The sequence below is a fragment of the Streptococcus sp. HMSC078H03 genome (assembly GCF_001808655.1).
GTDB lineage: Bacteria > Bacillota > Bacilli > Lactobacillales > Streptococcaceae > Streptococcus > Streptococcus salivarius_G.
Genome location: NZ_KV794107.1, coordinates 54,072 through 77,004, shown reverse-complemented (window position 1 = coordinate 77,004; position 22,933 = coordinate 54,072). Strand labels below are relative to the sequence as shown.

23 protein-coding genes are annotated in these 22,933 nt (G+C 41.3%); 4 read left to right on the top strand and 19 right to left on the bottom strand.

Annotated features, from left to right (window positions below; all coding sequences use genetic code 11):
* Window positions 1-29: 29 nt before the first annotated feature.
* Window positions 30-1,415 (bottom strand): Cof-type HAD-IIB family hydrolase, encoded by a 1,386-nt coding sequence (locus HMPREF2607_RS05575; RefSeq protein ID WP_014635024.1) that lies wholly within the window; start codon window positions 1,413-1,415, stop codon window positions 30-32.
* 71 nt (window positions 1,416-1,486) lie between these two features.
* Between HMPREF2607_RS05575 and HMPREF2607_RS05570 the strand changes: the two genes are divergently transcribed.
* Window positions 1,487-2,455, top strand: coding sequence for an asparaginase (locus HMPREF2607_RS05570; protein ID WP_037602584.1), 969 nt, complete (start codon window positions 1,487-1,489; stop codon window positions 2,453-2,455).
* Between the two features lie 3 nt (window positions 2,456-2,458).
* Entirely contained in the window at window positions 2,459-2,602 is a 144-nt protein-coding gene (locus HMPREF2607_RS10530; protein ID WP_002884712.1) for a hypothetical protein, read from the top strand.
* Between the two features lie 47 nt (window positions 2,603-2,649).
* Here the strand turns inward: HMPREF2607_RS10530 and HMPREF2607_RS05565 are convergent, their stop codons facing one another.
* From HMPREF2607_RS05565 to HMPREF2607_RS05500, 14 genes are all read right to left on the bottom strand, one after another.
* Window positions 2,650-2,862: a helix-turn-helix domain-containing protein gene (locus tag HMPREF2607_RS05565; RefSeq protein ID WP_022496194.1), complete on the bottom strand. Its 213-nt coding sequence runs from the start codon at window positions 2,860-2,862 to the stop codon at window positions 2,650-2,652.
* A gap of 9 nt (window positions 2,863-2,871) precedes the next feature.
* Window positions 2,872-3,480: a DUF2975 domain-containing protein gene (locus HMPREF2607_RS05560; protein WP_048790092.1), complete on the bottom strand. Its 609-nt coding sequence runs from the start codon at window positions 3,478-3,480 to the stop codon at window positions 2,872-2,874.
* A 190-nt stretch (window positions 3,481-3,670) separates the two neighbouring features.
* A complete protein-coding gene (locus HMPREF2607_RS05555; RefSeq protein WP_070476268.1) occupies window positions 3,671-4,108 on the bottom strand; it encodes a hypothetical protein in 438 nt (145 codons plus the stop codon).
* Between the two features lie 613 nt (window positions 4,109-4,721).
* Window positions 4,722-5,228, bottom strand: coding sequence for a hypothetical protein (locus tag HMPREF2607_RS05550; RefSeq protein ID WP_070476266.1), 507 nt, complete (start codon window positions 5,226-5,228; stop codon window positions 4,722-4,724).
* 11 nt (window positions 5,229-5,239) lie between these two features.
* Window positions 5,240-7,270 (bottom strand): ATP-dependent DNA helicase RecG, encoded by a 2,031-nt coding sequence (gene recG, locus HMPREF2607_RS05545; RefSeq protein ID WP_261674281.1) that lies wholly within the window; start codon window positions 7,268-7,270, stop codon window positions 5,240-5,242.
* Between the two features lie 120 nt (window positions 7,271-7,390).
* Window positions 7,391-8,494, bottom strand: coding sequence for an alanine racemase (alr, locus tag HMPREF2607_RS05540; protein WP_070476262.1), 1,104 nt, complete (start codon window positions 8,492-8,494; stop codon window positions 7,391-7,393).
* Between the two features lie 27 nt (window positions 8,495-8,521).
* Window positions 8,522-8,875, bottom strand: a complete 354-nt coding sequence (acpS, locus tag HMPREF2607_RS05535; RefSeq protein WP_002891813.1) for a holo-ACP synthase — start codon at window positions 8,873-8,875, stop codon at window positions 8,522-8,524.
* Between the two features lie 5 nt (window positions 8,876-8,880).
* Complete coding sequence (locus HMPREF2607_RS05530; RefSeq protein ID WP_070476261.1) at window positions 8,881-9,909, bottom strand: 3-deoxy-7-phosphoheptulonate synthase; 1,029 nt, start codon at window positions 9,907-9,909, stop codon at window positions 8,881-8,883.
* Window positions 9,910-9,993: 84 nt separating this feature from the next.
* The gene (locus tag HMPREF2607_RS05525) at window positions 9,994-11,025 is read right to left on the bottom strand and encodes a 3-deoxy-7-phosphoheptulonate synthase (RefSeq protein WP_014632614.1); all 1,032 of its coding nucleotides are present in this window, start codon (window positions 11,023-11,025) and stop codon (window positions 9,994-9,996) included.
* A gap of 23 nt (window positions 11,026-11,048) precedes the next feature.
* Complete coding sequence (gene secA / locus HMPREF2607_RS05520) at window positions 11,049-13,598, bottom strand: preprotein translocase subunit SecA (protein ID WP_070476259.1); 2,550 nt, start codon at window positions 13,596-13,598, stop codon at window positions 11,049-11,051.
* Between the two features lie 182 nt (window positions 13,599-13,780).
* Entirely contained in the window at window positions 13,781-14,125 is a 345-nt protein-coding gene (locus tag HMPREF2607_RS05515; protein ID WP_014632612.1) for a hypothetical protein, read from the bottom strand.
* Window positions 14,126-14,127: 2 nt separating this feature from the next.
* Entirely contained in the window at window positions 14,128-15,075 is a 948-nt protein-coding gene (manA, locus tag HMPREF2607_RS05510) for a mannose-6-phosphate isomerase, class I (protein ID WP_070476257.1), read from the bottom strand.
* Between the two features lie 65 nt (window positions 15,076-15,140).
* A complete protein-coding gene (gene scrK / locus HMPREF2607_RS05505) occupies window positions 15,141-16,034 on the bottom strand; it encodes a fructokinase ScrK (RefSeq protein WP_002884717.1) in 894 nt (297 codons plus the stop codon).
* 180 nt (window positions 16,035-16,214) lie between these two features.
* Window positions 16,215-18,218 carry a PTS sucrose transporter subunit IIABC gene (locus tag HMPREF2607_RS05500; protein ID WP_070476255.1) on the bottom strand — a complete coding sequence of 668 codons (2,004 nt, stop codon included), beginning with the start codon at window positions 18,216-18,218 and terminating at the stop codon, window positions 16,215-16,217.
* Between the two features lie 189 nt (window positions 18,219-18,407).
* On the opposite strand from HMPREF2607_RS05500, the gene HMPREF2607_RS05495 reads away from it, so the two are divergent.
* Window positions 18,408-19,850, top strand: coding sequence for a sucrose-6-phosphate hydrolase (locus HMPREF2607_RS05495; protein ID WP_048674946.1), 1,443 nt, complete (start codon window positions 18,408-18,410; stop codon window positions 19,848-19,850).
* 8 nt (window positions 19,851-19,858) lie between these two features.
* The gene (locus HMPREF2607_RS05490) at window positions 19,859-20,824 is read left to right on the top strand and encodes a LacI family DNA-binding transcriptional regulator (RefSeq protein WP_048674949.1); all 966 of its coding nucleotides are present in this window, start codon (window positions 19,859-19,861) and stop codon (window positions 20,822-20,824) included.
* Between the two features lie 90 nt (window positions 20,825-20,914).
* On the opposite strand, the gene nusB is transcribed toward HMPREF2607_RS05490, so the two are convergent.
* The 4 genes from nusB to HMPREF2607_RS05470 form a co-directional block, all read right to left on the bottom strand.
* Window positions 20,915-21,349 (bottom strand): transcription antitermination factor NusB, encoded by a 435-nt coding sequence (nusB, locus tag HMPREF2607_RS05485; protein ID WP_048674951.1) that lies wholly within the window; start codon window positions 21,347-21,349, stop codon window positions 20,915-20,917.
* Window positions 21,342-21,731: an Asp23/Gls24 family envelope stress response protein gene (locus HMPREF2607_RS05480; protein WP_002884704.1), complete on the bottom strand. Its 390-nt coding sequence runs from the start codon at window positions 21,729-21,731 to the stop codon at window positions 21,342-21,344. The genes nusB and HMPREF2607_RS05480 overlap by 8 nt, the downstream gene beginning before the upstream one ends.
* A 70-nt stretch (window positions 21,732-21,801) precedes the next feature.
* Window positions 21,802-22,362 carry an elongation factor P gene (efp, locus tag HMPREF2607_RS05475; protein WP_002884532.1) on the bottom strand — a complete coding sequence of 187 codons (561 nt, stop codon included), beginning with the start codon at window positions 22,360-22,362 and terminating at the stop codon, window positions 21,802-21,804.
* Window positions 22,363-22,477: 115 nt separating this feature from the next.
* Window positions 22,478-22,933 (bottom strand): deoxycytidylate deaminase, encoded by a 456-nt coding sequence (locus HMPREF2607_RS05470; protein ID WP_002884736.1) that lies wholly within the window; start codon window positions 22,931-22,933, stop codon window positions 22,478-22,480.

Genomic DNA, 22,933 nt, shown 5'->3' with positions numbered 1-22,933 from the left:
GAGCAAACTGTCCAAACCTTTATATCTTCTTACTTATTTCTTTGTAGAGATTTTTGAATCTGACGATCCAGCTCTCGTTTAATGTGTGGTTCTGGTGCAAATCGCTCTTCCCAGTCACTTGGTTTAAGAATTTTGTGGGTCACGGGATCAAAGTGAGCCTTGCCATCGGGGAAAATTTTCCCCATATTAGCCTCATGAACCGTATCAAAGAAAGGCTTAGGATCGACCCCCATAAGGACAAATGAACCATAGGTCAAGTAAAGCAAGTCAGTCAAAGCATCCACCTGACCAACCATCGTTGACTCTGAGTGCTCTTTAGAACTAACTTTGAGGGCTGCCTTATCAAGAGCAGCATGCAAATCCAGAACAGCCTGACCAAAGACACGCTTGTCCCCACCTGATGAAGCATAAAGAAATTCGACGATTTCTTCCAACTTGAAGTCCGCACGGTGACCAGCTTCCTCGATACCGTAAACACGAGGCATGTCGTTAGTTGAGCCATCCATCAAATGGTGGAAATCCTTAACCTTGTTGAAGTTGCCATCATCACTGGTAAATGAATTTTCTGTCTCAAAATGAATCAAACCGTAGTGTGACAAGGCTTTGGCAATCCCATTCTGGTTATTAGTATCAGTGACATGGGTAGCCTGGTCTTTCAGCTCGTCTTCACCATTACCCATGGCAACACCAATGCCGACGCCAGACAGCATTTCTAGGTCATTTTCCGAATCCCCAAAGGCCATAACCTCACTGAGTTCGAAACCAAAAACCTCACCTAGATGAGCGATACCTTTTAACTTAGATTGGTCCGCTGAAATAATATCGGCTGAATAAGGACTTGAACGGGTAATCTTCACATGAGGAAACTTTTCTTCAATATCTTGTGTTTCCCCCACCGTCGCTACCATAACCACCTGATAAATAGGCTCACGCATGATAGTCTTAAGAGTCTCAATACTTTGTGGCTTGAAACGACGAATCAAAGACTTGAAACTACGTTCCACCATCTTAGCCCAGGACTTAGGGACAATACGGCTGACGATTTGTCCAAACTTACTCGTTCCCATACTAATAATATTGGAACCAACAAGACCTGTGCTAGTCCCTAGAGAAATCTCTCTACGGTGCTTGGTGGCATAGCGAATCAAGTTGTAGACTGTTGATTTAGGGAGCTGATTTTGATACAGGACCTTGTCATGAGTCAAAATATATTGACCATTATAAGTGACTGCAAAATCCAGACCCAGGTTGTCCATGAAAGGCTGAACAAATCCTGGACCACGACCTGTTGCCAAACCAACCAAGATACCATCTTCCTTCATTTGACTGATAGCTTTTTTAGTCGAACTCGACACGCGTTTTCGGTCATTGAGAAAGGTCCCATCAATATCAAAAAAGACTGCTTTAATGGCCACAGAGCTCCCCTCCTTCTAACATTTTATGCTAAAATAAATTATAACATATAATATAATAGTGGGTAATATAAATGACAAAAAAAATCCTCGTCCTTCACACTGGAGGAACAATTTCCATGTCAGCGGATAATGATGGCAAGGTCAGTCAAAACGCTGATAATCCCATGAACCATGTGGGGCTTGATTTAGACAATTTAGAACTAACCGTTCTCGATTTTCTTAATATCCCTAGCCCACATATCACACCCTACCACATGCTGGATATTTACAAAAAAATCAAGGAAACAGCTGGGCAATATGATGGTGTGGTCATCACCCACGGAACAGATACTCTGGAAGAGACAGCCTACTTCCTAGACACCATGGCCGTCCCTGAGATTCCAATCGTCCTAACTGGTGCCATGCGTTCGTCGAACGAACTAGGAAGCGACGGAGTCTATAACTATCTCTCAGCCCTACGTGTTGCTAGCGACGACAAGGCCGCTGACAAAGGAATCCTGGTCGTTATGAATGATGAAATCCATGCAGCCAAGTATGTGACTAAGACCCATACCACAAACGTGGCAACCTTCCACACACCAACCCACGGTCCACTAGGAATCATCATGAAGCATGACATCCTCTGGTTCAAAACTGCAGAGCCTCGGGTTCGTTTTGACTTGGAACAAATCACAGGAACAGTACCAATCATCAAGGCCTATGCTGGGATGGGTATCGGAGATGGAATCATCAGTCTCCTAGATCCTGAAAAGATTGATGGCGTGGTTATCGAGGCACTAGGTGCTGGAAACCTCCCACCATTGGCTGCAAGAGAAATCACAAATCTTATGGAAAAAGGAGTCCCTGTTGTGCTCGTTTCCCGCTGCTTCAACGGTATCGCCGAACCTGTCTACGCCTATGAAGGCGGGGGAGTCAAACTCCAAGAAGCTGGCGTTATGTTTGTTAAAGAACTCAACGCACCAAAGGCTCGCCTCAAACTCCTCATCGCACTCAGTGCGGGACTCAAAGACCAAGAATTGAAAGACTATATCGAGGGATAAGACATGAAACTTAGTATTGAAGCAACCGATAAATTGGAAAATAAAGATTTCCACTATGAGCTGACAGTCTCAAAAACACATATCGCCATGGTCTGTGGCACCGTGCTAGTCAGTCTAGCCCTGGTCGCATGGTTGAAGAAAAAATAAAAAGCTTGAAGCATGATCACTAGAGAAGTGACTACTGCTTCAGGCTTTTAATTTTCTTCATCTGATCTATATTCAAGAATATCTCCTGGTTGGCAATCTAACTCCTTACAAATAGCATCCAGAGTCGTAAAACGGATTGCCTTGGCCTTGCCGGTCTTTAGAACCGAGAGATTGGCTGGGGTAATACCAATACGTTCTGCCAACTCACCCGAGCGCATCTTCTTCTTGGCAAGTTCAACGTCCAAATTGACAATAATCATATGCCCCTCCTAAATCGTGTACTCATTTTCCTCAGCAATGGCATTAGCCTTAGTCAAAATCATAGCAACAGCATAGAGGACAAAGCTAACTAGCAAATAACTGATGTTAAAGAAACTATAACTATGGCTGCCTGTTCCAAATGTAAAGATACCATTATTGATAAAAGCCCCAAGAACTAGCAAATGCGCTGACCAACGAACCAACTTAGCATTTTTAGCAATGAAAATATCAGAACGATAAAGATTAATCAAAAAGGCACGTAGACACAACAAGAATCCTATGTTGACTACCATACGAAGGAAATCAATGGTTGCTGCAAAAAGCGTCAGACTAGTGCTACTACTTTTCACGGTAACCCCCGAACCAAGAAGCATACGCAAACCTTGTTGTAAGAGTCCTTCATGACCCGTCAGGATAAAGGCATCATTAAGAATGGTAATAACAAGACTTAAAAAGCCCGCAAAAAGGAGGACATTAACAAACAGGAGAATACTACGTAGACGTTTCTGTTCTTGCGTTTCCTGACGATTTTTAGCACTTTTGGCTGATCTCCAACCATAATAACTAGAGCCAGCCAAGGCTAGGATGATTAAAAAATAAAATAAGATAGTTGTCATGTGTTACCTCGATTGTAAATTCATTTGATTTCTTTGAGCATAGACTAGAAAAAGCCAAGGTGCCTCTAGGAGCCCTTGACCTCATACAAATCATTAGCTAACTATTAACAGTATCAATTATATCGAATATCAATATAAAATACTAGTTTATAGGTAAGATTTTACTACTTTTCAAATAAGATTCCTTCAATTATTTGACAGCTGTTTGTCCCTTACGAAGACAGACAGCATCACAAGCTAGAGAGACCAAGAGGAGCCAGACTGATGTGCTGAAGTCCATTACTAGGTGATCTGTCGTTCCCAACTGTAAGAAGATATTCAAGGCTGATGGCACAAAGGTTAGAAGAGCAGCCTTTTTCAAGAAGAGAGAAAAATCTTCGGTCCAAAATGCCTTCCAAGTAAAGTCTTTAAACTCTTTACGAAGGAGACAAATCAAGGCAAGATAGAAGGCAAATTGTAACTCTGATACAAGCCAGTAACCCCATCCAGAAAGGTAATGAACCTCAGCACCTGGAAAAAGATTAGTCACATCCACAAAAGGAAGGATAAGTAAAGCAAGCATTGCAAGACCGTAGATTGCCATAAGAAGAATAAGAACTGCGTTGATGATTGATTTAAGTGTTTTCATGATAAGTATTTCCTTTATTAAATAGTTTTTAGTATATAATTTCTCTTTTTCGCGAATAAGATTATCTTTATTGAAAACTTATTATCGTTTATCGATAATTATATATTACACTCTTTATTTCTCCTTGTCAACACATTTTATCGTTTTTCGATATTTTTTATCTAAATTTCAAAAAAACCAGTCAAGAAAATCTCAACTGGTTAGCTTACTTATGTTAATCGCCTAGACTGGTCATGCTTCCGTCTAGACTTTTTATGAGTTTAAGAAGAGGGATTCTACGTTATGAAAAAAAGGAAAAAGGGATTTTGGAAAATGAGGGATGAAAGTTGTAGAATATGGGTAAATTTAGCCTCTTCCTAGCATCAATATTAGTTTTGATAAACCTTAAAGTCTTGAGGATTCTTCTGGAAATTTCGGTTGTAGGTTACTTTAATTTTTACTGTCATTGTTTTGTCCTCCTTCGTAGGAATGGTTTGGCTAAGCCAAAACGTTTTATTATCAAAACCTATCTCGTTTTGATGGTTTTATTATAGGTGTCCTAACTTAAAGAAAGCTTGTAATAAGCTTGAAGGAGACTTAAAACTCTCAGTGAGTTTACTGAGAGTTTTTCTGTCTAAAGCATAGATAAAATAATTCCCAAGACCAGAGCCACCCAAACGGCATAGCGAATTGTCGCATGATAGCGGTAACTTTCAATAACCTTGGGTAGCTTTGTAAAGAGATAGGCAATGTAGGCAACTATGGAAAGAAAATACCCTTTAAAATTCCAGGACGAGCCTAAGATACTAAAATCTTCGAATAGGGGCACAAGCATCAGTACAGCCGTAAGCATACACCAGACCGGCAAAAGCGTCCTTTCCTTTTGATGCTGTATATGGATAATCAGCTGAGCTATAAAACCCGCGACGTACATAATCAGTAATACCGAACAAACTAGAGAGATAAGAAGTGAATAAAGATATAGGGTATGAAAGTCCGTCTTTCCTTCTATCAGCTTTGCCAATTCGGTAATAAACCAAATCAAGATGAAGGCGAAAAAATAAAATATAAGACCTAACATCATAAGAAATAAGGGATGCAAGATCGCAAAAAAATCGAGTTTTAACCGTTTCTTTTTCATAGGTTTCCTCCTCAATCAAACTCGCCTTGGCTTCTCAAATGAGCTCCAAGCACCTGCCAATCAGGATTCTCGCGCCAGTTAGGGTCAGACACAATTTGGCTGGCCACGCGCCTTGCTTCTTCTAAGATATTGTAGTCTTCCACAATATCAGCCACTTGAAATTCAGGAATTCCTGACTGACGTGTCCCAAAGATCTCTCCTGAACCACGCATCTTAAGGTCCTCTTCTGCTAGAACAAAACCATCCGTAGTCTCACACATGGCCTGCATGCGTTTTTTCCCGGTATCATTTTTAGGATTAGCCACCAAAACACAGTAGGACTGCTTATGGCCACGACCTACACGTCCTCGAAGTTGGTGAAGCTGGCTAAGTCCAAAGCGGTCGGCATCCATAATGATCATAACTGTAGCATTTGGCACGTTAACCCCTACTTCGATAACTGTGGTTGATACTAAAATCTGAGACTTTCTGTCCTTGAAGTCCTGCATAATTTGGTCTTTTTCATCATTTTTCATGCGACCGTGCATCAGAGCCACTGTAGCTGAATCCCCAAAGAAATCTGTGAGTTCCTGATGAAGGGCCACCGCATTTTTCAAATCGAGAGCCTCAGACTCTTCAATCAAAGGTGAAATAAAATAGACCTGAGCATCTTTTTCCAACTCGCCCTTAATCCAAGTCAGTACGGTATCTAGTTGCTCATGTTTAACCCAACGGGTAATAATGGGCTTACGCCCAGCCGGCATCTGGTCAATGATTGACACATCCATCTCTCCAAAGGCAGTAATCGCCAAGGTCCTAGGGATAGGTGTCGCTGTCATCATGAGGACATCAGGATTATCACCTTTCTCACGGAAAATACGACGTTGATTAACCCCAAAACGGTGTTGCTCATCAGTAATTACTAGGCCAAGCCTGTGATAAGTCACACCATCCTGAATCAGTGAGTGAGTCCCCACGATCATCTGAGCCTCCCCAGATTCGATTTTGGAAAGAGCTACTTTTTTGTCCGCTGCCTTCATCCCAGAAGTTAGGAGCACTACCTCTAGCTCAGGAAAAAGCCCCTGCAAACTCTGATAATGCTGCTCTGCTAAGATTTCCGTCGGTACCATGAGAGCAGACTGCAATCTTGCCGTATAGGCCCCATACATAGCCAGGCTAGCGATAACTGTTTTCCCTGAGCCCACATCTCCTTGCAAAAGACGGTTCATATGAGCTCCAGATTTCATATCAGCTAGGATTTCCGATAAACTGCGCTGTTGGGCTTCTGTCAAGGGGAATGGTAATTCTGCAATTTTGGCTTTGATTTTGGCCTCATCGTAAGCAATTGCTAGACCATTGGTTTCGGACTTATTCTCAGCCTTCAGCACCTGTAAGTTCATCTGGAAATAAAAGAGCTCCTCAAACTTGGTCCTACGTAGAGCCTGCTTATATTCAGCCAAATCTTTCGGAAAATGCATGGCACGCACAGCCTCTTGGCGTCCCATAAGACGATACTTGTCCATAAGCACCTGTGGGAGACTCTCCTCCAACAAATTCAAGGCCCCACTATCAAAAGCTGCCCTTATAGCCTTTATCAGCTGGGCCTGACTAACGCCCTGGGCCACATGGTAAACCGGCTGCATATCGTCTTCAACTTGGGCCAACACTTTCATACCAGTCACTGCAGACTTCTTCTGGTCCCATTTGCCAAAAATAGCGACTTCTGCCCCCATCTCAATCTTGTCTACAAGATAAGGCTGGTTGAAGAAACTAATGGCAATCACTGCCTCTCCTTGCTTGATTTTAAAACTCAGACGATTACGTTTAAAGCCATAATACTGCACATTGGCAGGGGTTACCACGGTTCCCGTAATAACTGCCTTTTCGCCATCCATCAGTTCAAAGATAGACTTACTCTTAAAATCTTCATATCGGAAAGGAAAATAAAGCAAGAGGTCCCCAACCGTGTGCAAATCTAATTTGGTAAATTTTTCAGCGGACTTAGGACCAAAACCTTTCAAATCCGCAATCGGTGAATCTAGTTGAATCATATCCTCTATCATTTCTATCGTGTTCTTCTCCTCGTGAAAGAGGAAGCCTTATCTGCTATTATAACACATGAAAATGGTCTTCACTAAAATCAAAAAATCCAGTATCAAACTGGATTTCTCTTTTTATTTACATTAATCATAGCTACGAGGTACACGATCACTAAGCAAACAAAGGACCTCGTAGTTTATAGTGCCACGTTTTTCAGCAACCTCTGTCGCAGTGATGCTTGCTCCCCCATTTTCCCCCATAAGAGTGACAGGAGTTCCTAGGGGATAAACCTTAGGAAGGCGAACAGTGATCTGGTCCATAGACACACGCCCAACAATAGGACAAAGCTGGCCATCCACAATAACATGGAAACCTTGTAAATCTCTGGTCCAACCATCCGCATAGCCAATCGGAATGGTTCCAATAACCTCATCAGCTGTCGTCGTATACGTTGCACCATAACCCACATCTTGACCTGCTGGCAGGGTCTTAACATGAACAAGTGCTGTCTCCAATCTTAAAGCAGGACGAATGTTATAGGGAAGGTCTAAAACACTGCCACTAGGATTGAGACCATAGATGACGACACCTAGACGTACCGCATTAAAGACTGTTTCTGCATGCCAGATGCTTGTCGCAGAGTTGCTAGCGTGTACCAAGCGAGGACAGTCCACCAAGTTATTAACTAAATCCGTGAAGAAGGCCATTTGACGCTTGAATTTACTATCATCTGCCTCATCAGCCGTTGCAAAATGAGTAAAAATACCTTCGACATCCGCACCAAGTGATTTAAGTCCGGCAATCAAGCTATCCGCATCCTCTTGGCTACGCACCCCAATACGGCCCATACCTGAATCAACCTTAATATGACAGGTCAAACCAGTTAAATCAAGCCTTTGATCCTTAACCATTTCCAACCACTCTAGCGAAGCTACCGTCAGCGTGATGTTTTCTTGAATAGCCAAAGGAACCTCGCCTGGCAAGACTACTCCTAAAATAAGTATCGGTTGTTCCAAGCCAGCTTGACGAAGTTCAAGCGCCTCGTCTAGGTTGGAAACACAAAAACCATCCACCTGCTTAGATACATGCTTAGCCACTTCGACAGCGCCATGACCATAAGCATTGGCCTTAACAACTGCAAAAGTCTGCACCTGTTTAGGAATATGACTAACCACTTGTTCAATATTTTCTGAAATTGCTGATAGATCAACCTTTGCCAAGGTTGGTCGATGTAAACTTGAAATCATAAGCTATCCTCTTCCAACATCTATCTCTTAGTTTTTTTCTAAAATGACACTTGCCTGAACAAAATCACCGCTATGGGAAATCGAGATAAAAACCTTGCCTTCAAAAGGTGATTGGGTCACCACTGGAGCTCCCTTGTCATTGGTCAATATTTCAATATCCTTAAAGCCAACTGCTCCAATACCAGTACCCCAAGCCTTTGAAAATGCTTCCTTACCGGCCCAGCGCCCTGCTAAATAAGACATCTGACGATTACCAGAAAGGGATTCAAAACGCTCCCACTCTTTTGGTGTCAATACCTTTTTTGCAAAGCGTGGATTACGGTCATAAGCCTTTTTTACAGCTGAAATTTCCTGCAAGTCTATACCATGTCCAAAAATCATAATTGTTACGACAGTCGATTGTGGATTTCACGAATAAGGCTATCTGTCTTATCCCAACCAAGACATGGATCTGTAATTGATTTACCATAAACTTCAGGTGTGTCTTGACGACCATCCTCAAGGTAAGACTCAATCATAAAGCCACGCACGGTGTCCGCGATACGCTCATCCCACTCACGGTTAAGAAGGACTTCACGCACAATACGAACTTGCTCCATGAAGTTTTTACCTGAGTTGTCATGGTTAGTATCAACAAGGATAAATGGATTTTCCAGATTAAGTGCACTATACTTGTCCAAAGCCTTAACCAAGTCCTCGTAATGGTAGTTAACAATGTTCTGTCCATTTTCATTGTTGGCACCACGCAAGATAGCGTGAGCGAGTGGGTTACCATCTGTTTTAACTTCAGCGCCATTGTAAAGGAAATGCTGTTGGTTCTGCGCAGCATAGATACCATTAAACATGACATTCAAATTTCCTGACGTTGGGTTCTTCAAACCAATTGGCACATCAATACCTGAAGCTACAAAGCGGTGCTCTTGGTCCTCAACCGAACGTGCTCCAACAGCATGGTAGCTAAGCAGGTCATCAAAGAAGGAAAGATTTGACGGATAAAGCATCTCATCAGCGATTGGGAGGCCTGTTTCAGTAATAATACGTGACTGAAGGTGGCGAACCGCCTTAACTCCAGCAAGAAGGTCTACATCACCCTCTGCATCTGGTTGGTGGATAAGCCCCTTATAACCATCTCCATTAGTACGTGGTTTAGCTGTATAAACACGCATAACAATAAAGATTTTATCTTTCACTTCTTTCTGAAGTTTGGCCAAACGGTGAGCATAGTCAAGAACAGCTTCTTCATTATCAGACGAACATGGACCAATAACCAAGAGAATACGTTTGTCCTCACCCTTGATAATTTTTGCCAAAGCCTCATCATTAGCCTGTTTAGTTACTAGAGCATCTCCCGTAAGAGCATGCAATTTCCTTACTTCCGCTACATCAATCAGCGGACTATTTTGATGAATTCCCATCTATTTCCCTCTCTTTGTGAAAAGAGAGCGAACCGCTTGGTCATCCAAACGGTTCACTCCCCATATATGGTTTCTGTTACCTTATTATTTTGACAAAGTATCGTGGATTTCACGAATCAATTCTTCTGTCTTATCCCAACCAAGACATGGGTCAGTGATTGATTTACCATAGACATCTGGCGCATCTTGGCGGCCATCTTCAAGGTAAGATTCAATCATGAAACCACGTGCAACTTTGTTGATTTTTTCATTCCAGTCACGGTTAATCAAGGTTTGACGAACGATACGGATTTGTTCCAAGTAACGTTTACCTGAGTTATCATGGTTTGTATCAATAACGATGAATGGATTTTCAAGGCCCATTTGTTCATAGTGTTCGATTGTTTCAAGAACATCATCATAGTAGAAGTTAGGCACGTTTTTACCATATTCATTCGTTGAACCACGAAGAATAACGTGTGCCAATGGGTTACCTGAAGTTTCAACTTCTTCACCGTTAAAGAGGAAGTTTTGTTTGTTTTGTGCAGCGTAGATACCATTAAACATAACGTTAAGATTCCCTGATGTTGGGTTCTTCATACCAGTTGGAACATCAATACCTGATGCAACAAAACGGTGTTGTTGGTCTTCTACAGAACGTGCACCGATGGCAATATATGACACAAGGTCATCTACCAAAGGAAGGTTTTCTGGGTAAAGCATTTCATCAGCAGTTGTGATACCAGTTTCAGTGATAACACGGTAGTGAAGATTACGAACAGCCTTGATACCATTGATTAGGTTTGGTTTACCTTCAGCATCAGGTTGGTGGACAAGTCCTTTATAACCATCACCATTTGTACGAGGTTTAGCTGTATAAACACGCATAACCATAAAGACTTTATCTTTAACTTCTTCTTGAAGTTTAGCCAGACGGTGAGCATAATCAAGAACTGCATCCTCATTGTCAGATGAACATGGACCAATAACCAAAAGCGTACGGTCATCTTCACCCTTGATGATTGCTTCAAGCTCTTTATCACGAGCTTGTTTCTTGGCAAGGGCTTCACCTGTCAATGTAGTTGATTCTTTAACTGCATCAAAATCAATTTTTTCACTTACTGCTTTAAAAACCATAATAATTACCTATTTCTTTTTTCCTAAAATTGTTTACGACCGTGACAATTTTTAAATTTCTTACCAGAGCCACATGGACAGAAGTCATTACGACCAACCTTACTAAAGTCAATTTCTTGACCATTAGCATCTGCTTGGTGAGCCTGGATATTGCCTGTTGCTGTTGTTGAAACACGTTCATTCACATTTTCACGAGATTGTTCATGAATTTGTGCTTTCATCATTGTACGTGTCACATCATATTCAATTGCCCCAATCATATCTTGGAACATCTTGAACCCTTCAGATTGATACTCAACAATTGGATTGTTTTGGGCATAACCACGCAAACCAACGGCATTACGTAATTGATCAAGGGCATCGATATGGTCCGTCCACTTGTTATCAACAACCATCAAAATCAAGACTTTTTGGAATTCACGGATAGCTTCCTCTGAACGCAATTTCTTGATTTGACGATCATAAACATCATCTGCTAACTCATTCAAGTAAACTTTAATAGCGTCATAATTAACACTACGTTTCGTTACCTCTCCCACTTCTCGTAAATCTTCAAGTGAGATGGCATTCTCAGGAACCAAGGCCTGACGAGCAAAGTTCAAGATACCTTTAAGAGCTTCCTCTTGATCATTGCGGCTGTGACCATCTACCGTACGGTTAATCGTACGCTTAATCATGGCCTTAATCTCAGGTTCAAGGTCACGTTCCGCTGTGATAACATCATAACGCTCAGCGTAGATGATTTCACGTTGTTCACGCATAACGTCATCGTACTGAAGAACTTGTTTACGAGTATCGTAGTTATTTCCTTCGACACGTTTTTGAGCCGCTTCCACTTGGCGTGTCAACATACGTGATTTGATAACAATATCTTCATCATCAGCATTCAAACGTTCCAAGACTTGTTTGATACGATCAGAACCGAAACGACGCATCAATTCGTCTTCAAGTGAAAGGTAGAATTGAGATTCCCCTGGGTCCCCTTGACGTCCCGCACGACCACGCAACTGGTTATCGATACGACGGCTTTCGTGACGCTCTGTACCAATGACACAGAGTCCACCAAGGTCAAGAACACCTTCACCAAGTTTGATGTCGGTACCACGACCGGCCATGTTGGTCGCAATCGTAACGGCACCACGTTGACCCGCATTCATGATAATATGCGCTTCTTTTTCGTGGTTCTTGGCATTAAGCACTTCATGAGGAATACCTGCTTCAACCAACATCTTAGAAATCAAGTCAGATGTTTCAACGGCAACCGTACCAACAAGGACTGGCTGTCCCTTTTCATAACGACGTTTAACATCTTGTACCACAGCGCGGAATTTAGCATCCAAGGTAGGGTAAAGAAGGTCATCGTGGTCAATACGTTGAATTGGACGGTTAGTTGGAATCGGAATGATTCGCATGTTGTAAATTTCACGGAATTCATCTTCCTCAGTTTTACCAGTACCAGTCATCCCTGACAATTTCTTGTACATACGGAACATATTTTGGTAAGTGATTGAGGCAGATGTCTTCGTTTCTTCTTGAACTGGCACACCTTCTTTTGCCTCAATGGCTTGGTGGAGCCCATCTGAGAAACGACGTCCTTCCATGGTACGACCTGTAAATTGGTCAACGATAAGAATTTCTTGCTCAGGACTGACCACATAGTCAATATCATGCAACATGATGTAGTTGGCACGAAGGGCGTTGTCAATATAGTGAGTCAAGGCAACATTGTCAATATCGTATAAGTTGTCCAAGTTGAAGAATTCTTCAGCCTTGTCAATACCTGAGTCATTCAAACCAATCGTTTTCGTTGGAATATCAATGGCATAATCATCCTCTGTCAAGGTCTTAACAAAGGCATCCGCACGATGATATAACTGATTAGTTTCTGAACTTACAGGACCTGATACAATCAATGGTGTACGAGCTTCGTCGATAAGAACTGAGTCAACCTCATCGACCAAGGCATAGTTCAATGGACGTTGTACCATGTTTTCCTTACGAACAACCATGTTATCACGAAGATAGTCGAAACCTACCTCTGAGTTGGTTGAGTAAGTGATGTCACAGTTATAAGCTTCACGTTTTTCAGCTGGTGATTTGGCTGAAAGGTTAATCCCTACTGACAAACCAAGCCAACTATAAAGCTCACCCATTTCAGTTGCATCACGCTCTGAAAGGTATTCGTTAACGGTGATAACGTGCACACCTTCACCTGAAATAGCATTTAGGTAAACAGGCATTGTCGCAGTCAGGGTTTTCCCTTCCCCTGTACGCATCTCTGGGACGTCACCATGGTGAAGAACAATACCACCCATGATTTGCACACGATATGGGAAAAGTCCAAGAACACGTTTTGCCCCTTCACGAACAACTGCAAATGCCTCTGGCAAGAGTTGGTCTAGACTTTCTCCGTTTTGATATCGTTTTTTAAATTCTTCTGTTTTTGCCTGAAGTTCTTCATCTGAAAGAGCTGCCATTGCATCAGCATAGCTCTCGACTTTCTTGGCAGTTTTTTCTAGTTTCTTAATTTCGCCTTTATCATTTTCAATGATTTTGCGTAATAAATTTGCCATCTTTTTTCCTTTCGACAGTCTTTATCTCCATATTTTACCACAAAAGCCCCCTTTAAACAAGAAATCACTCAAGGATTGACAAAGAAAAAAGCCCTAGTTTAAGGGCTTTCACAATGGATTCGCAAATAAAGTAAAACTTTTTTATTAGATTCACTGAAAATATCGACAATAATACTTTATACCTACTTCTCAGAGTTTTCTTGGCTCTCTAGGATATCCTCAAAATCATGCAAGAGATTTTCAAAAGCCTGCTCGAAGAAAGCATGGTCGGTGCTGCTATAGGCCTTCATTATCATAGGACTAGCTTCAAAATCAACGTAGAATTGATAGTCCAAGACACCATTTTTCCAGTAAAATTTGATGCTAGGGGAAGCTGTTTTTTCACCACACATACCAGGAATTGCCCGCTGTAAGCCATAAATGTGGTCTCCATAGTCTTTCAGACGATAATAAGCTCCCTCAAAATAATAGGATTTGTTGATTTCAATACGCTCAAATAGGGCCGCTAAAACTTTTTCATTACTCATACTTAAGCCTCGTTAGGGTGACTGACAATCATCTCCAATTGTCCATCAATTTCCCAATCTGTCACATCATTTGGAAGAATGAAGTGATCGCCTTTTTTTAGACAATAAATGCGTGAATCGATAGTCATGGTCCCATTGCCAGAAAGTACTGAACAAAGCAAATAGGGAGCTGATTGCTTGAAGTCAACCAAGCCACTGAGTTTCCATTTATACACAGTGAAAAAGGAGTTTGATGTCAAACAAGTCGACTCTAATTGCAAGGTCTTAACAGTTGCTGGGACGCTATTTTCTGGATTCCCTAGATTCAAGACATCAAGAGACTGTTGAATATGAAGTTCACGTTTATTGCCTTGATCATCCCTACGATCAAAATCATAAACACGGTAAGTAGTATCACTAGATTGTTGAGTCTCTAAGATAAGGATACCTGGGCCAATAGCATGCATGGTGCCACTTGGTACAAAGAAAAAGTCACCTTTCTTAACAGAAGTTTTCAACAAAAGTCCATCCCAATCACCTGCCTCAATCAAGGATGCCAGCTCTTCCTTTGTCTTAGCCTTGTGACCATAAATAATTTCTGCACCCTCTTCAGCATCAATAATATACCAACATTCTGTCTTTCCTAACTCACCTTCGTGCTCTAGCCCATAGGCATCATCAGGGTGTACCTGCACTGAGAGCCAGTCATTAGCATCCAAAATCTTGGTCAACAAAGGAAAAACACTAGTCTTGGGGTTCCCAAAAAGTTCTGGTTTATCCTTGTAAAGCTCTGCCAGGTGGAAACCAGCATATTTTCCATTTTTGACATAGGATACACCATTAGGATGGGCAGAAATTGCCCAGTATTCACCAGTATGTTCACTGGGAATATCGTAACCAAACTCTGTCTTGAGGCGATTACCTCCCCAGATTTTCTCATGCATTGGTGAATCTAAAAATAAAGGTTCCATTACTTCCTCCTGTATAGAGCAAAACGCCTTAAGATTATCTCTTAAAGCGATTTTACATATTTTGTTTATTTGTTTGCATGCTTGTCGGCTACGTCCTTAGCAAGTGCGAAGTTACCAAGCGTCGCAGAACCATTACCTGAAACAGCAGGTGTCACAATATATTCATTTACATCTGGTACTGGAAGGTAACCATTCAAAAGAGCTGTGAATTTTTCACGAACACGACGAAGCATGTGTTCTTGTCCCATAACACCACCCCCAAAGACGATAACTTCTGGACGGTAGAGCACAGTTGCCTGGACAGCCGCTTGAGCAATGTAGTAAGCTTGAACATCCCAAACTTCAGAATGCTGATCAATCAATTCACCACGAATACCTGTACGAGCTTCGAGCGATGGTCCAGCAGCCAAACCTTCCAAACAGCCACGGTGGAATGGACAAGTTCCGTTAAATTCATTGGAAACATCATTTGGGTGAAGAGGTACATATACGTGACCAGCTTCAGTATGACCCATACCACCAATGAATTCACCATTTTGAATAGCTCCAGCTCCGATACCTGTTCCGATAGTGTAGTAAACAAGGCTCTTAACACCTTTACGAACAAGTGTCTCACCATAAGCAGATGAGTTAACATCAGTCGTAAAGTAGAAAGGAACATTAAACTCTTTAGCAATCAAACCAAGAAGGTCGACATTTGACCAATGTGGTTTTGGTGTTGAAGTCACAAAACCATATGTTTCAGAGTTTGGATCAACATCAATTGGACCGAATGAACCAATAGCGATTCCAGCCAATTGGTCTTCATAACGTTTGAAAAATTCAATCGTACGATCAATTGTTTCATAAGGTGTAGTTGTTGGGAATTGAGTTTTTTCAACGACTTGGAATTTCTCATCACCGACAGCACAAACAAATTTTGTACCACCAGCTTCCAAGCTTCCGTATAGTTTAGCCATAGGTAAAGCTATCTCCTTTTATGATCAATAATAACTATTTATACTATTATAAAGAAAAGCTAGGCAAAAGACAATCTAAATGAGACCTTGTTTAAGGAGGCACAGACTACTCTGCTTCATACTTTTCTTTATGAGCTATTTAACTAAAAAAGCCGAATTGGCTTCGACTTTTCTAGCTTATTATTTAACTGCGATGAAGTCTGCACCTTCAGCAACTGAACCAGTCGCTACTGATGAAACATCTTCGAAGTCTGCAGTGTTTGTAACGATAACCATAGTTGTATCGTCAAGACCTGCTTCAGTGATTACTGAGCTATCGAAGGTAGCCAAGACATCACCTTTTTTAATACGTTGATTTGCTTGAACTTTAGCATCAAATCCTTTACCGTCAAGTGAGACAGTGTCGATACCGATGTGGATAAGCACTTCAGCACCTTTATCAGATTTAAGACCGTAAGCGTGACCTGTTGGGAAGGCGATTTGCACTTCACCATCAAATGGTGCGACTACTTGGTTACCTGAAGGTTTGATAGCGGCACCTTTACCCATAGCTCCTGATGAGAAGACTGGGTCATTAACATTTTCCAAAGCTACAACTTCACCTTTAAGTGGTGCAGCGATTGTTTCAGCTTGCAATTCAACTGGAGCTGAACCTGCTGAAGCGATATCTTCAGCTACAACTTCTTCAAGAGCTTCAACTTCTTCCTCTTTGTAACCGAAGATCCAAGTAAGAGCAAAACCAAGAGCAAGTGTTACAAGTACCATAATCACATACTTAAGTACTTGACCGTTAAGGTATAGAAGAGTACCAGGAACGATTGTTACACCAAATCCTGTACCAGCAAGGTTAAGGATTGATGCCAACCAACCACCAGCAGCACCGGCGATAAGACCCATGATAAATGGTTTACCGAAACGAAGGTTAACCCCGAAGATAGCTGGTTCAGTGATACCAAGTACTGCTGAAAGAGTTGCAGGGAAAGCAAGTGCTTTCAATTTAGCATCTTTAGTTTTCAAACCAACTGCAAGTGTCGCACCAGCTTGTGCAGTCATAGCAGCTGTGATAATTGCGTTAAGTGGGTCTTTACCAGTATTTGCAATAAGGTTAGCTTCAAGCAAGTTAAAGACGTGGTGAACCCCTGTAACGACGATAACTTGGTGAACACCACCGAGAACAAGACCAGCAAGACCAAATGGCAAGTTAAGGACCCACTCTGTACCAGCAAGAACGTAGCTTTCAACAGCGTGGAAGACAGGTCCGATGACAAAGAGTGCCAAAGCTGACATTACAGCGAAGACGATAAGTGGACGCAAGAGAAGGTCAAGAACGTCTGGAACCCATTTACGAACCCATTTTTCAAATTTAGCACCAATCAAACCTACGAAGAAGGCTGGAAGGACTGAGTTTTGGTAACCAACTACTGGGATAAATCCAAAGAAGTAAATTGGATGGGTTTTAGTTGCTTCTACAGCACCTGTAAATTTCAAGCTACCCAACACATCCATGTTGGCAATTTTACCCAAAATATCTTTTGATGGGTCAACGGCATATTTTGTTGCTTGACTGGCTACATCCCAAGCATTTGGAAGTGCTGCGTTAACCATCATCAAACCAAGAACCAAACCAAGAAGTGGTGAACCACCAAATACGTTAAAGGCTGACCAACAAATCAAGGCTGGGAAGAAAGCAAAGGCTGTATCTGTCAATACAACAGTATATGTATAAAAGTTTGTTGCTTTGAAAGCTTCAGATGTTGTACCGAACAAACTAAGAACTGTATCGTTATTGATTGCTCCACGGATACCCATGAAAAGACCAGTCGCTACGATAGCTGGAAGCAATGGAACGAAAACGTCACCGAATGAACGGATAGCACGTTGGAACCAGTTCCCTTGTTTAGCAGCTTCTGCTTTTTGTTCGTCTTTAGATGCTGTTGGAAGACCTTGAGCAACGACTTCGTCGTAAATCTTGTTAACAGTACCTGTACCAAAAATCATTTGGTATTGACCTGAGTTGAAGAAAGCACCTTGAACTTTTTCAATGTTCTCAGCCTTTTCTTTATTGATTTTGTTTTCATCTTTAACCATCACACGTAGACGAGTCGCACAGTGAGCAACACTGTTGACGTTTTCACGTCCACCGAGGGCATCGATGACTTCTTTTGCAATTTGTTTGTTATCCATTTGCAAAATTCTCCTTAATAAAATTTGGTATGAAAGCGTTTAGCTTTTCTTTACGGTAACTATTTTAGCATCTTTCTGTCATATGTCAACCGTTTAGCATAATTTTTTGTTTTTTTATGATAAATCGTTGATTTTTCTAGGTAAAACGTTTACTATATTATTAACAAATAGATTAGGAGATTACTAAATATGAATCTACCAACAGAAGTTCGTTACCGTCCATACGCAGATTGGACAGACGAAGAAAAAACAAAGATTAGAGAAAATGTCGCTAAATCACCTTGGCGTGCAAGTTACCATATCGAACCAGAAACAGGGCTTCTTAATGATCCAAACGGTTTTTCTTACTTTAATGGTAAGTTCCAACTTTTCTACCAAAGTTGGCCATTTGGAGCTGCTCATGGTTTGAAACAATGGGTGCATACTGAAACTGAAGATTTGGTTCACTTTACAGAAACTGGTGTCAAACTCTTGCCAGACCATGAAAATGATAGCCACGGTGCCTACTCAGGTTCTGCTTATCAAATCGGTGATAAACTCTTTATCTTCTATACTGGGAACGTTCGTGATGAAAACTGGGTTCGTGACCCACGTCAAATCGGCGCTTGGATGGATAAAGACGGCAAAATCGAAAAATTCGACAAGGTTCTTATCAAACAACCTGCTGACGCTACTGGGCACTTCCGTGACCCTCAAATCTTCGATTACAAGGGACAATTCTACGCTATCGTAGGTGCTCAAAACCACGATAAACAAGGTTATATCAAACTTTACAAGGCAGTAGACAATGATGTCGAAAACTGGGTTGAGGTTGGTAATCTTGACTTTGGTGGCACTGGGTCAGAGTACATGATTGAGTGTCCTAACCTTGTCTTTGTAGATGACAAACCTGTTCTTCTTTATAGCCCACAAGGTCTCGATAAAGCTGAACTTGACTACGGTAACATCTACCCTAACACTTATAAGATTTTCCAAGATTTCGACACAGAAAAACCTGCCCTCGTTGATGGCACACCAATTATCAACTTGGACTACGGATTTGAAGCATATGCAACTCAAGGCTTTAATACTCCAGATGGTCGTGCCCTTATTGTCAGCTGGATCGGTCTTCCAGATGTGGACTATCCAACTGACAAATACGACTACCAAGGGGCTATGAGCTTGGTTAAAGAATTGTCTATTAAAGATGGCAAACTCTACCAATATCCAGTCGAAGCCATTACAAGCTTACGTGCTAGCCAAGAAGATTTCTCTGAAAAAACGGCAACAACTAACACTTACGAGCTTGAACTTAACTTTGAAGCTAACACTCAAACAGAACTTGTCCTCTTCGCAGACCAAGAAGGAAATGGCTTGTCACTTACAGTTGATACTGAAAACGGAAAAGTTATCCTTGACCGTTCTAAAGCTGGTGAACAATATGCTACTGACTTTGGAACAAGTCGTGAATGTACACTTGATGCCGGTCAAGCTGCAACAGCAAACATCTTTGTAGATAACTCAATCGTTGAAATTTACTTCAACAAAGGTGAGAAAGTCTTCACTAGTCGTGTTTTCCCAAGTGCAGAACAAACTGGTATCAAAGTAACGTCAGGAAACGTTTCTGGACACTACTTCGACTTGAAATACTAAGGTGATTTATGGTCGCAAAGCTTACTGACGTTGCCGAACTGGCTGGTGTGAGCCCAACCACAGTTTCTCGCGTCATAAACAAAAAGGGCTACCTCTCACAGAAGACCATTGACAAAGTTCACGCTGCTATGCAAGAACTCAACTATAAACCTAATAATTTAGCTCGAGGTCTTCAAGGAAAGTCGGCCAAACTCGTTGGCTTGATTTTCCCAAATATTTCCAATGTATTTTATGCCGAACTTATTGAACGTCTTGAGGATGAACTCTTTAAGCAAGGTTATAAAACCATTATTTGTAATAGTGAGCATGATCCTAACAAGGAGAGGGACTATTTGGAGATGCTCGCCGCCAACCAATGTGACGGCATCATCTCATCTAGTCACAATCTTGGTATTGAGGATTATGAGAAGGTTGAAGCTCCCATCGTTGCCTTCGACCGTAATCTCGCCCCAAAGATTCCTATTGTTTCGTCTGACAACTTTGAAGGTGGCAAGTTAGCCGCAAGAGCTATGGTCAAGGCTGGCTGTCAACGCATTGTCATGATTACAGGCTATGATAATTCGGATTCTCCAACAGGACTTCGTCAACTAGGTTTTAATTATGAATTGGACAAGGAAGGTATTATTTGTCCTGTTCCAAACGATTTGTCTCTCATGCGACGAGAATTAGAAATCAAATCTATTATCTCTCGTGAAAAACCAGATGGCATCTTTGTTTCGGACGATTTAACAGCTATCTTGGTTATGAAGATAGCTAGACAATTGGGACTTTCTATCCCAGATGACCTAAAAATCATCGGTTATGACGGTACCGCCTTTATCCGTCACTTCTACCCAGAGTTAGCAACTATCCAACAACCTTTGGATGAAATTGCTAAACTTTGTGTCGAAATTCTTCTCAAGAAAATTAAAGGCAAAACAGTTAATCGTGATTATGTACTTCCAGTGAGTCTGATTGCTGGTAGCAGTATATAAATGAAAGTCGCAAGAAATCTCCGCTTGCGACTTTTTTCTTGTTACATTTGTAGAAAAAAAGAAGTTGAAACAAGGCTCAACTTCTTTTGCTTATGCTTCATCTGTCACAAACTGACTAAGTACACCATTAATGAACTTAGCAGATGTTTCATCAGAATATTTTTTAGCGATTTCAATGATTTCGTTAATAGCTACACGTCCTGGTGTTTCTTCAAATGACGTGATTTCATAAAGTCCCAAACGAAGGAGAGTACGATCTGTCACAATCAAACGTGAGAGGCTCCAACTCTCTTTCAACTTTTCTTCAATTTGACTATCAAGTTGGGCCAACTCTTCACGGACACCTGTTACCAGGCTAAGGAGAAAGGCTGGTACATCAACTTCAGTTTCTTCGTCAATTGGCTTGTCATAAGTGTAAGCGAAAAGTGCTTGTTCCAGAGCTTCTCCACCAAATTCAAGGGCAAAAAGCGTTTGAAAAGCACGCTCACGAAGGTCACGACGTGAATCTTTAAAGATATTAGTCATTCAAAAAATCCTCGTTAAACAATTCAGCCAAGTCTGGTTTTTGTGACTTTTCAGTAACAATAGATTCAACGTGAACATTGACTTCTGAAATTGCCACTTCTGCCATATCATAGACAGCTGCTTTAACAGCCTTTTGAATTTCAATTGAAACCGCTGGTACGTTAACCCCATACTGAAGTGAGACGTAGATATCAGCATTTACAGTACCATCTTCTTCTGTTCGGAGGTAAACACCACGTCCCAAGCTTGTTTTGCTGAGACTATCCGTAACATTTTTATTTTGAAGGGCGTAAACACCTTCCACTTTAGTTGCAGCGATACCTGTAATCACTTCGAGCACGCGAGGGGCAATTACAATTTCACCGATATTTTCTGTAGTCATCGCATGTTTCCTTTCCGTTAGTTTGGAAAATAAAGCCTTCAAACCAATGGTTTGAAAGACTTAGTCGGGCTTAGGCACGTGATACGTAAGTACCTTCAGCTGTGTTGATAACCAATTTTTGACCAGCTTCGATAAAGTCTGGAACGTTAACCACAAGACCAGTTTCAAGTGTTGCAGGTTTACCTGAACCTGTAACTGTTGCACCCTTGATTGATGGTTGTGTTTCAGTAACAGTCAATTCAACAGTTGTTGGTACTTGCACACCGATAACTTCTGTTCCGTAGAATTGGATTTTTACTTCTGAGTTTTCAAGGATAAATTTCAATTCTTCTTGAACGTTGGCTACTGGAATTTCATATTGGTCATATGTTTCAGTGTTCATGAAGTATGCAGTATCATCCATTTGGTACAAGTATTGTGCTGGTACTGTTTCGATGATTGCTTGTTCAAATTTTTCTTCTGGACGGTAGCTAGTATCAAAAGTTGAACCTGAGCGAACATCACGCAATTTCATACGCATGATTGTATTACCTTTACCAGGTTTGTGGTGGCTAGCTTCAAGAACTTTGATCAATTTGCCATCGTTAGTTACGAAAGTCATACCCGCACGGAGTTTACTTGCTTCAATCATTATTAAATACCTCTTTGTAAAAAATTATTATCAGCTTATTCTACCATAAATGACAGCATGGCTCAAATGTTTTATAGATTCAAGCCCAATCCTCAGGCTTTTTTCAAAGAACAAACTAGTCATCCATTCCTAAGTGAACCTCTGGAACATCATGTTGCAAATAAGAAACACCCTTTTGTTCCATCAACTCAATCGCAAATGGGTGCGGTCTATAATTGGCCTTGTAAGTAATCTTTACGATACCAGCTTGCAAGAGGGCTTTGGTGCAGTTGATACAAGGAAAATGCGTCACATAAATCTCTGTATTTTTGGTAGAAATCCCCTCTTTGGCACATTGGATAAGGGCATTCATCTCTGCGTGTACCGTACGAATACAATGACCATCTTCCATGTAGTGACCTACTTCGTTACAGTTATCAGTCTCAGAAACCCCGCCATTATAACCTGTAGCGATAATACGCTTGTCCTTGACTAAAACAGCCCCAACAAAGGCACGGTCACAAGTAGAACGCTTAGAAATCAGCTCTGCATTAGCCATAAAATAATCTTGCCAAGATAAACGGTTTGGCAT

Coding starts and splice junctions, on each gene's coding strand:
- manA (WP_070476257.1), bottom strand. CDS start 15,075: ATGGAACCTTTATTTTTAGATTCACCAATGCATGAGAAAATCTGGGGA.
- recG (WP_261674281.1), bottom strand. CDS start 7,270: ATGATAGAGGATATGATTCAACTAGATTCACCGATTGCGGATTTGAAA.
- HMPREF2607_RS05470 (WP_002884736.1), bottom strand. CDS start 22,933: ATGCCAAACCGTTTATCTTGGCAAGATTATTTTATGGCTAATGCAGAG.
- HMPREF2607_RS05525 (WP_014632614.1), bottom strand. CDS start 11,025: ATGGTTTTTAAAGCAGTAAGTGAAAAAATTGATTTTGATGCAGTTAAA.
- HMPREF2607_RS05550 (WP_070476266.1), bottom strand. CDS start 5,228: ATGAAAAAGAAACGGTTAAAACTCGATTTTTTTGCGATCTTGCATCCC.
- secA (WP_070476259.1), bottom strand. CDS start 13,598: ATGGCAAATTTATTACGCAAAATCATTGAAAATGATAAAGGCGAAATT.
- nusB (WP_048674951.1), bottom strand. CDS start 21,349: ATGACTAATATCTTTAAAGATTCACGTCGTGACCTTCGTGAGCGTGCT.
- HMPREF2607_RS05490 (WP_048674949.1), top strand. CDS start 19,859: ATGGTCGCAAAGCTTACTGACGTTGCCGAACTGGCTGGTGTGAGCCCA.
- HMPREF2607_RS05565 (WP_022496194.1), bottom strand. CDS start 2,862: ATGATTATTGTCAATTTGGACGTTGAACTTGCCAAGAAGAAGATGCGC.
- scrK (WP_002884717.1), bottom strand. CDS start 16,034: ATGGCTAAACTATACGGAAGCTTGGAAGCTGGTGGTACAAAATTTGTT.
- acpS (WP_002891813.1), bottom strand. CDS start 8,875: ATGATTTTTGGACATGGTATAGACTTGCAGGAAATTTCAGCTGTAAAA.
- HMPREF2607_RS05530 (WP_070476261.1), bottom strand. CDS start 9,909: ATGGGAATTCATCAAAATAGTCCGCTGATTGATGTAGCGGAAGTAAGG.
- HMPREF2607_RS10530 (WP_002884712.1), top strand. CDS start 2,459: ATGAAACTTAGTATTGAAGCAACCGATAAATTGGAAAATAAAGATTTC.
- efp (WP_002884532.1), bottom strand. CDS start 22,362: ATGATTGAAGCAAGTAAACTCCGTGCGGGTATGACTTTCGTAACTAAC.
- HMPREF2607_RS05560 (WP_048790092.1), bottom strand. CDS start 3,480: ATGACAACTATCTTATTTTATTTTTTAATCATCCTAGCCTTGGCTGGC.
- HMPREF2607_RS05555 (WP_070476268.1), bottom strand. CDS start 4,108: ATGAAAACACTTAAATCAATCATCAACGCAGTTCTTATTCTTCTTATG.
- HMPREF2607_RS05495 (WP_048674946.1), top strand. CDS start 18,408: ATGAATCTACCAACAGAAGTTCGTTACCGTCCATACGCAGATTGGACA.
- HMPREF2607_RS05500 (WP_070476255.1), bottom strand. CDS start 18,218: ATGGATAACAAACAAATTGCAAAAGAAGTCATCGATGCCCTCGGTGGA.
- alr (WP_070476262.1), bottom strand. CDS start 8,494: ATGATTTCAAGTTTACATCGACCAACCTTGGCAAAGGTTGATCTATCA.
- HMPREF2607_RS05570 (WP_037602584.1), top strand. CDS start 1,487: ATGACAAAAAAAATCCTCGTCCTTCACACTGGAGGAACAATTTCCATG.
- HMPREF2607_RS05480 (WP_002884704.1), bottom strand. CDS start 21,731: ATGACTACAGAAAATATCGGTGAAATTGTAATTGCCCCTCGCGTGCTC.
- HMPREF2607_RS05515 (WP_014632612.1), bottom strand. CDS start 14,125: ATGAGTAATGAAAAAGTTTTAGCGGCCCTATTTGAGCGTATTGAAATC.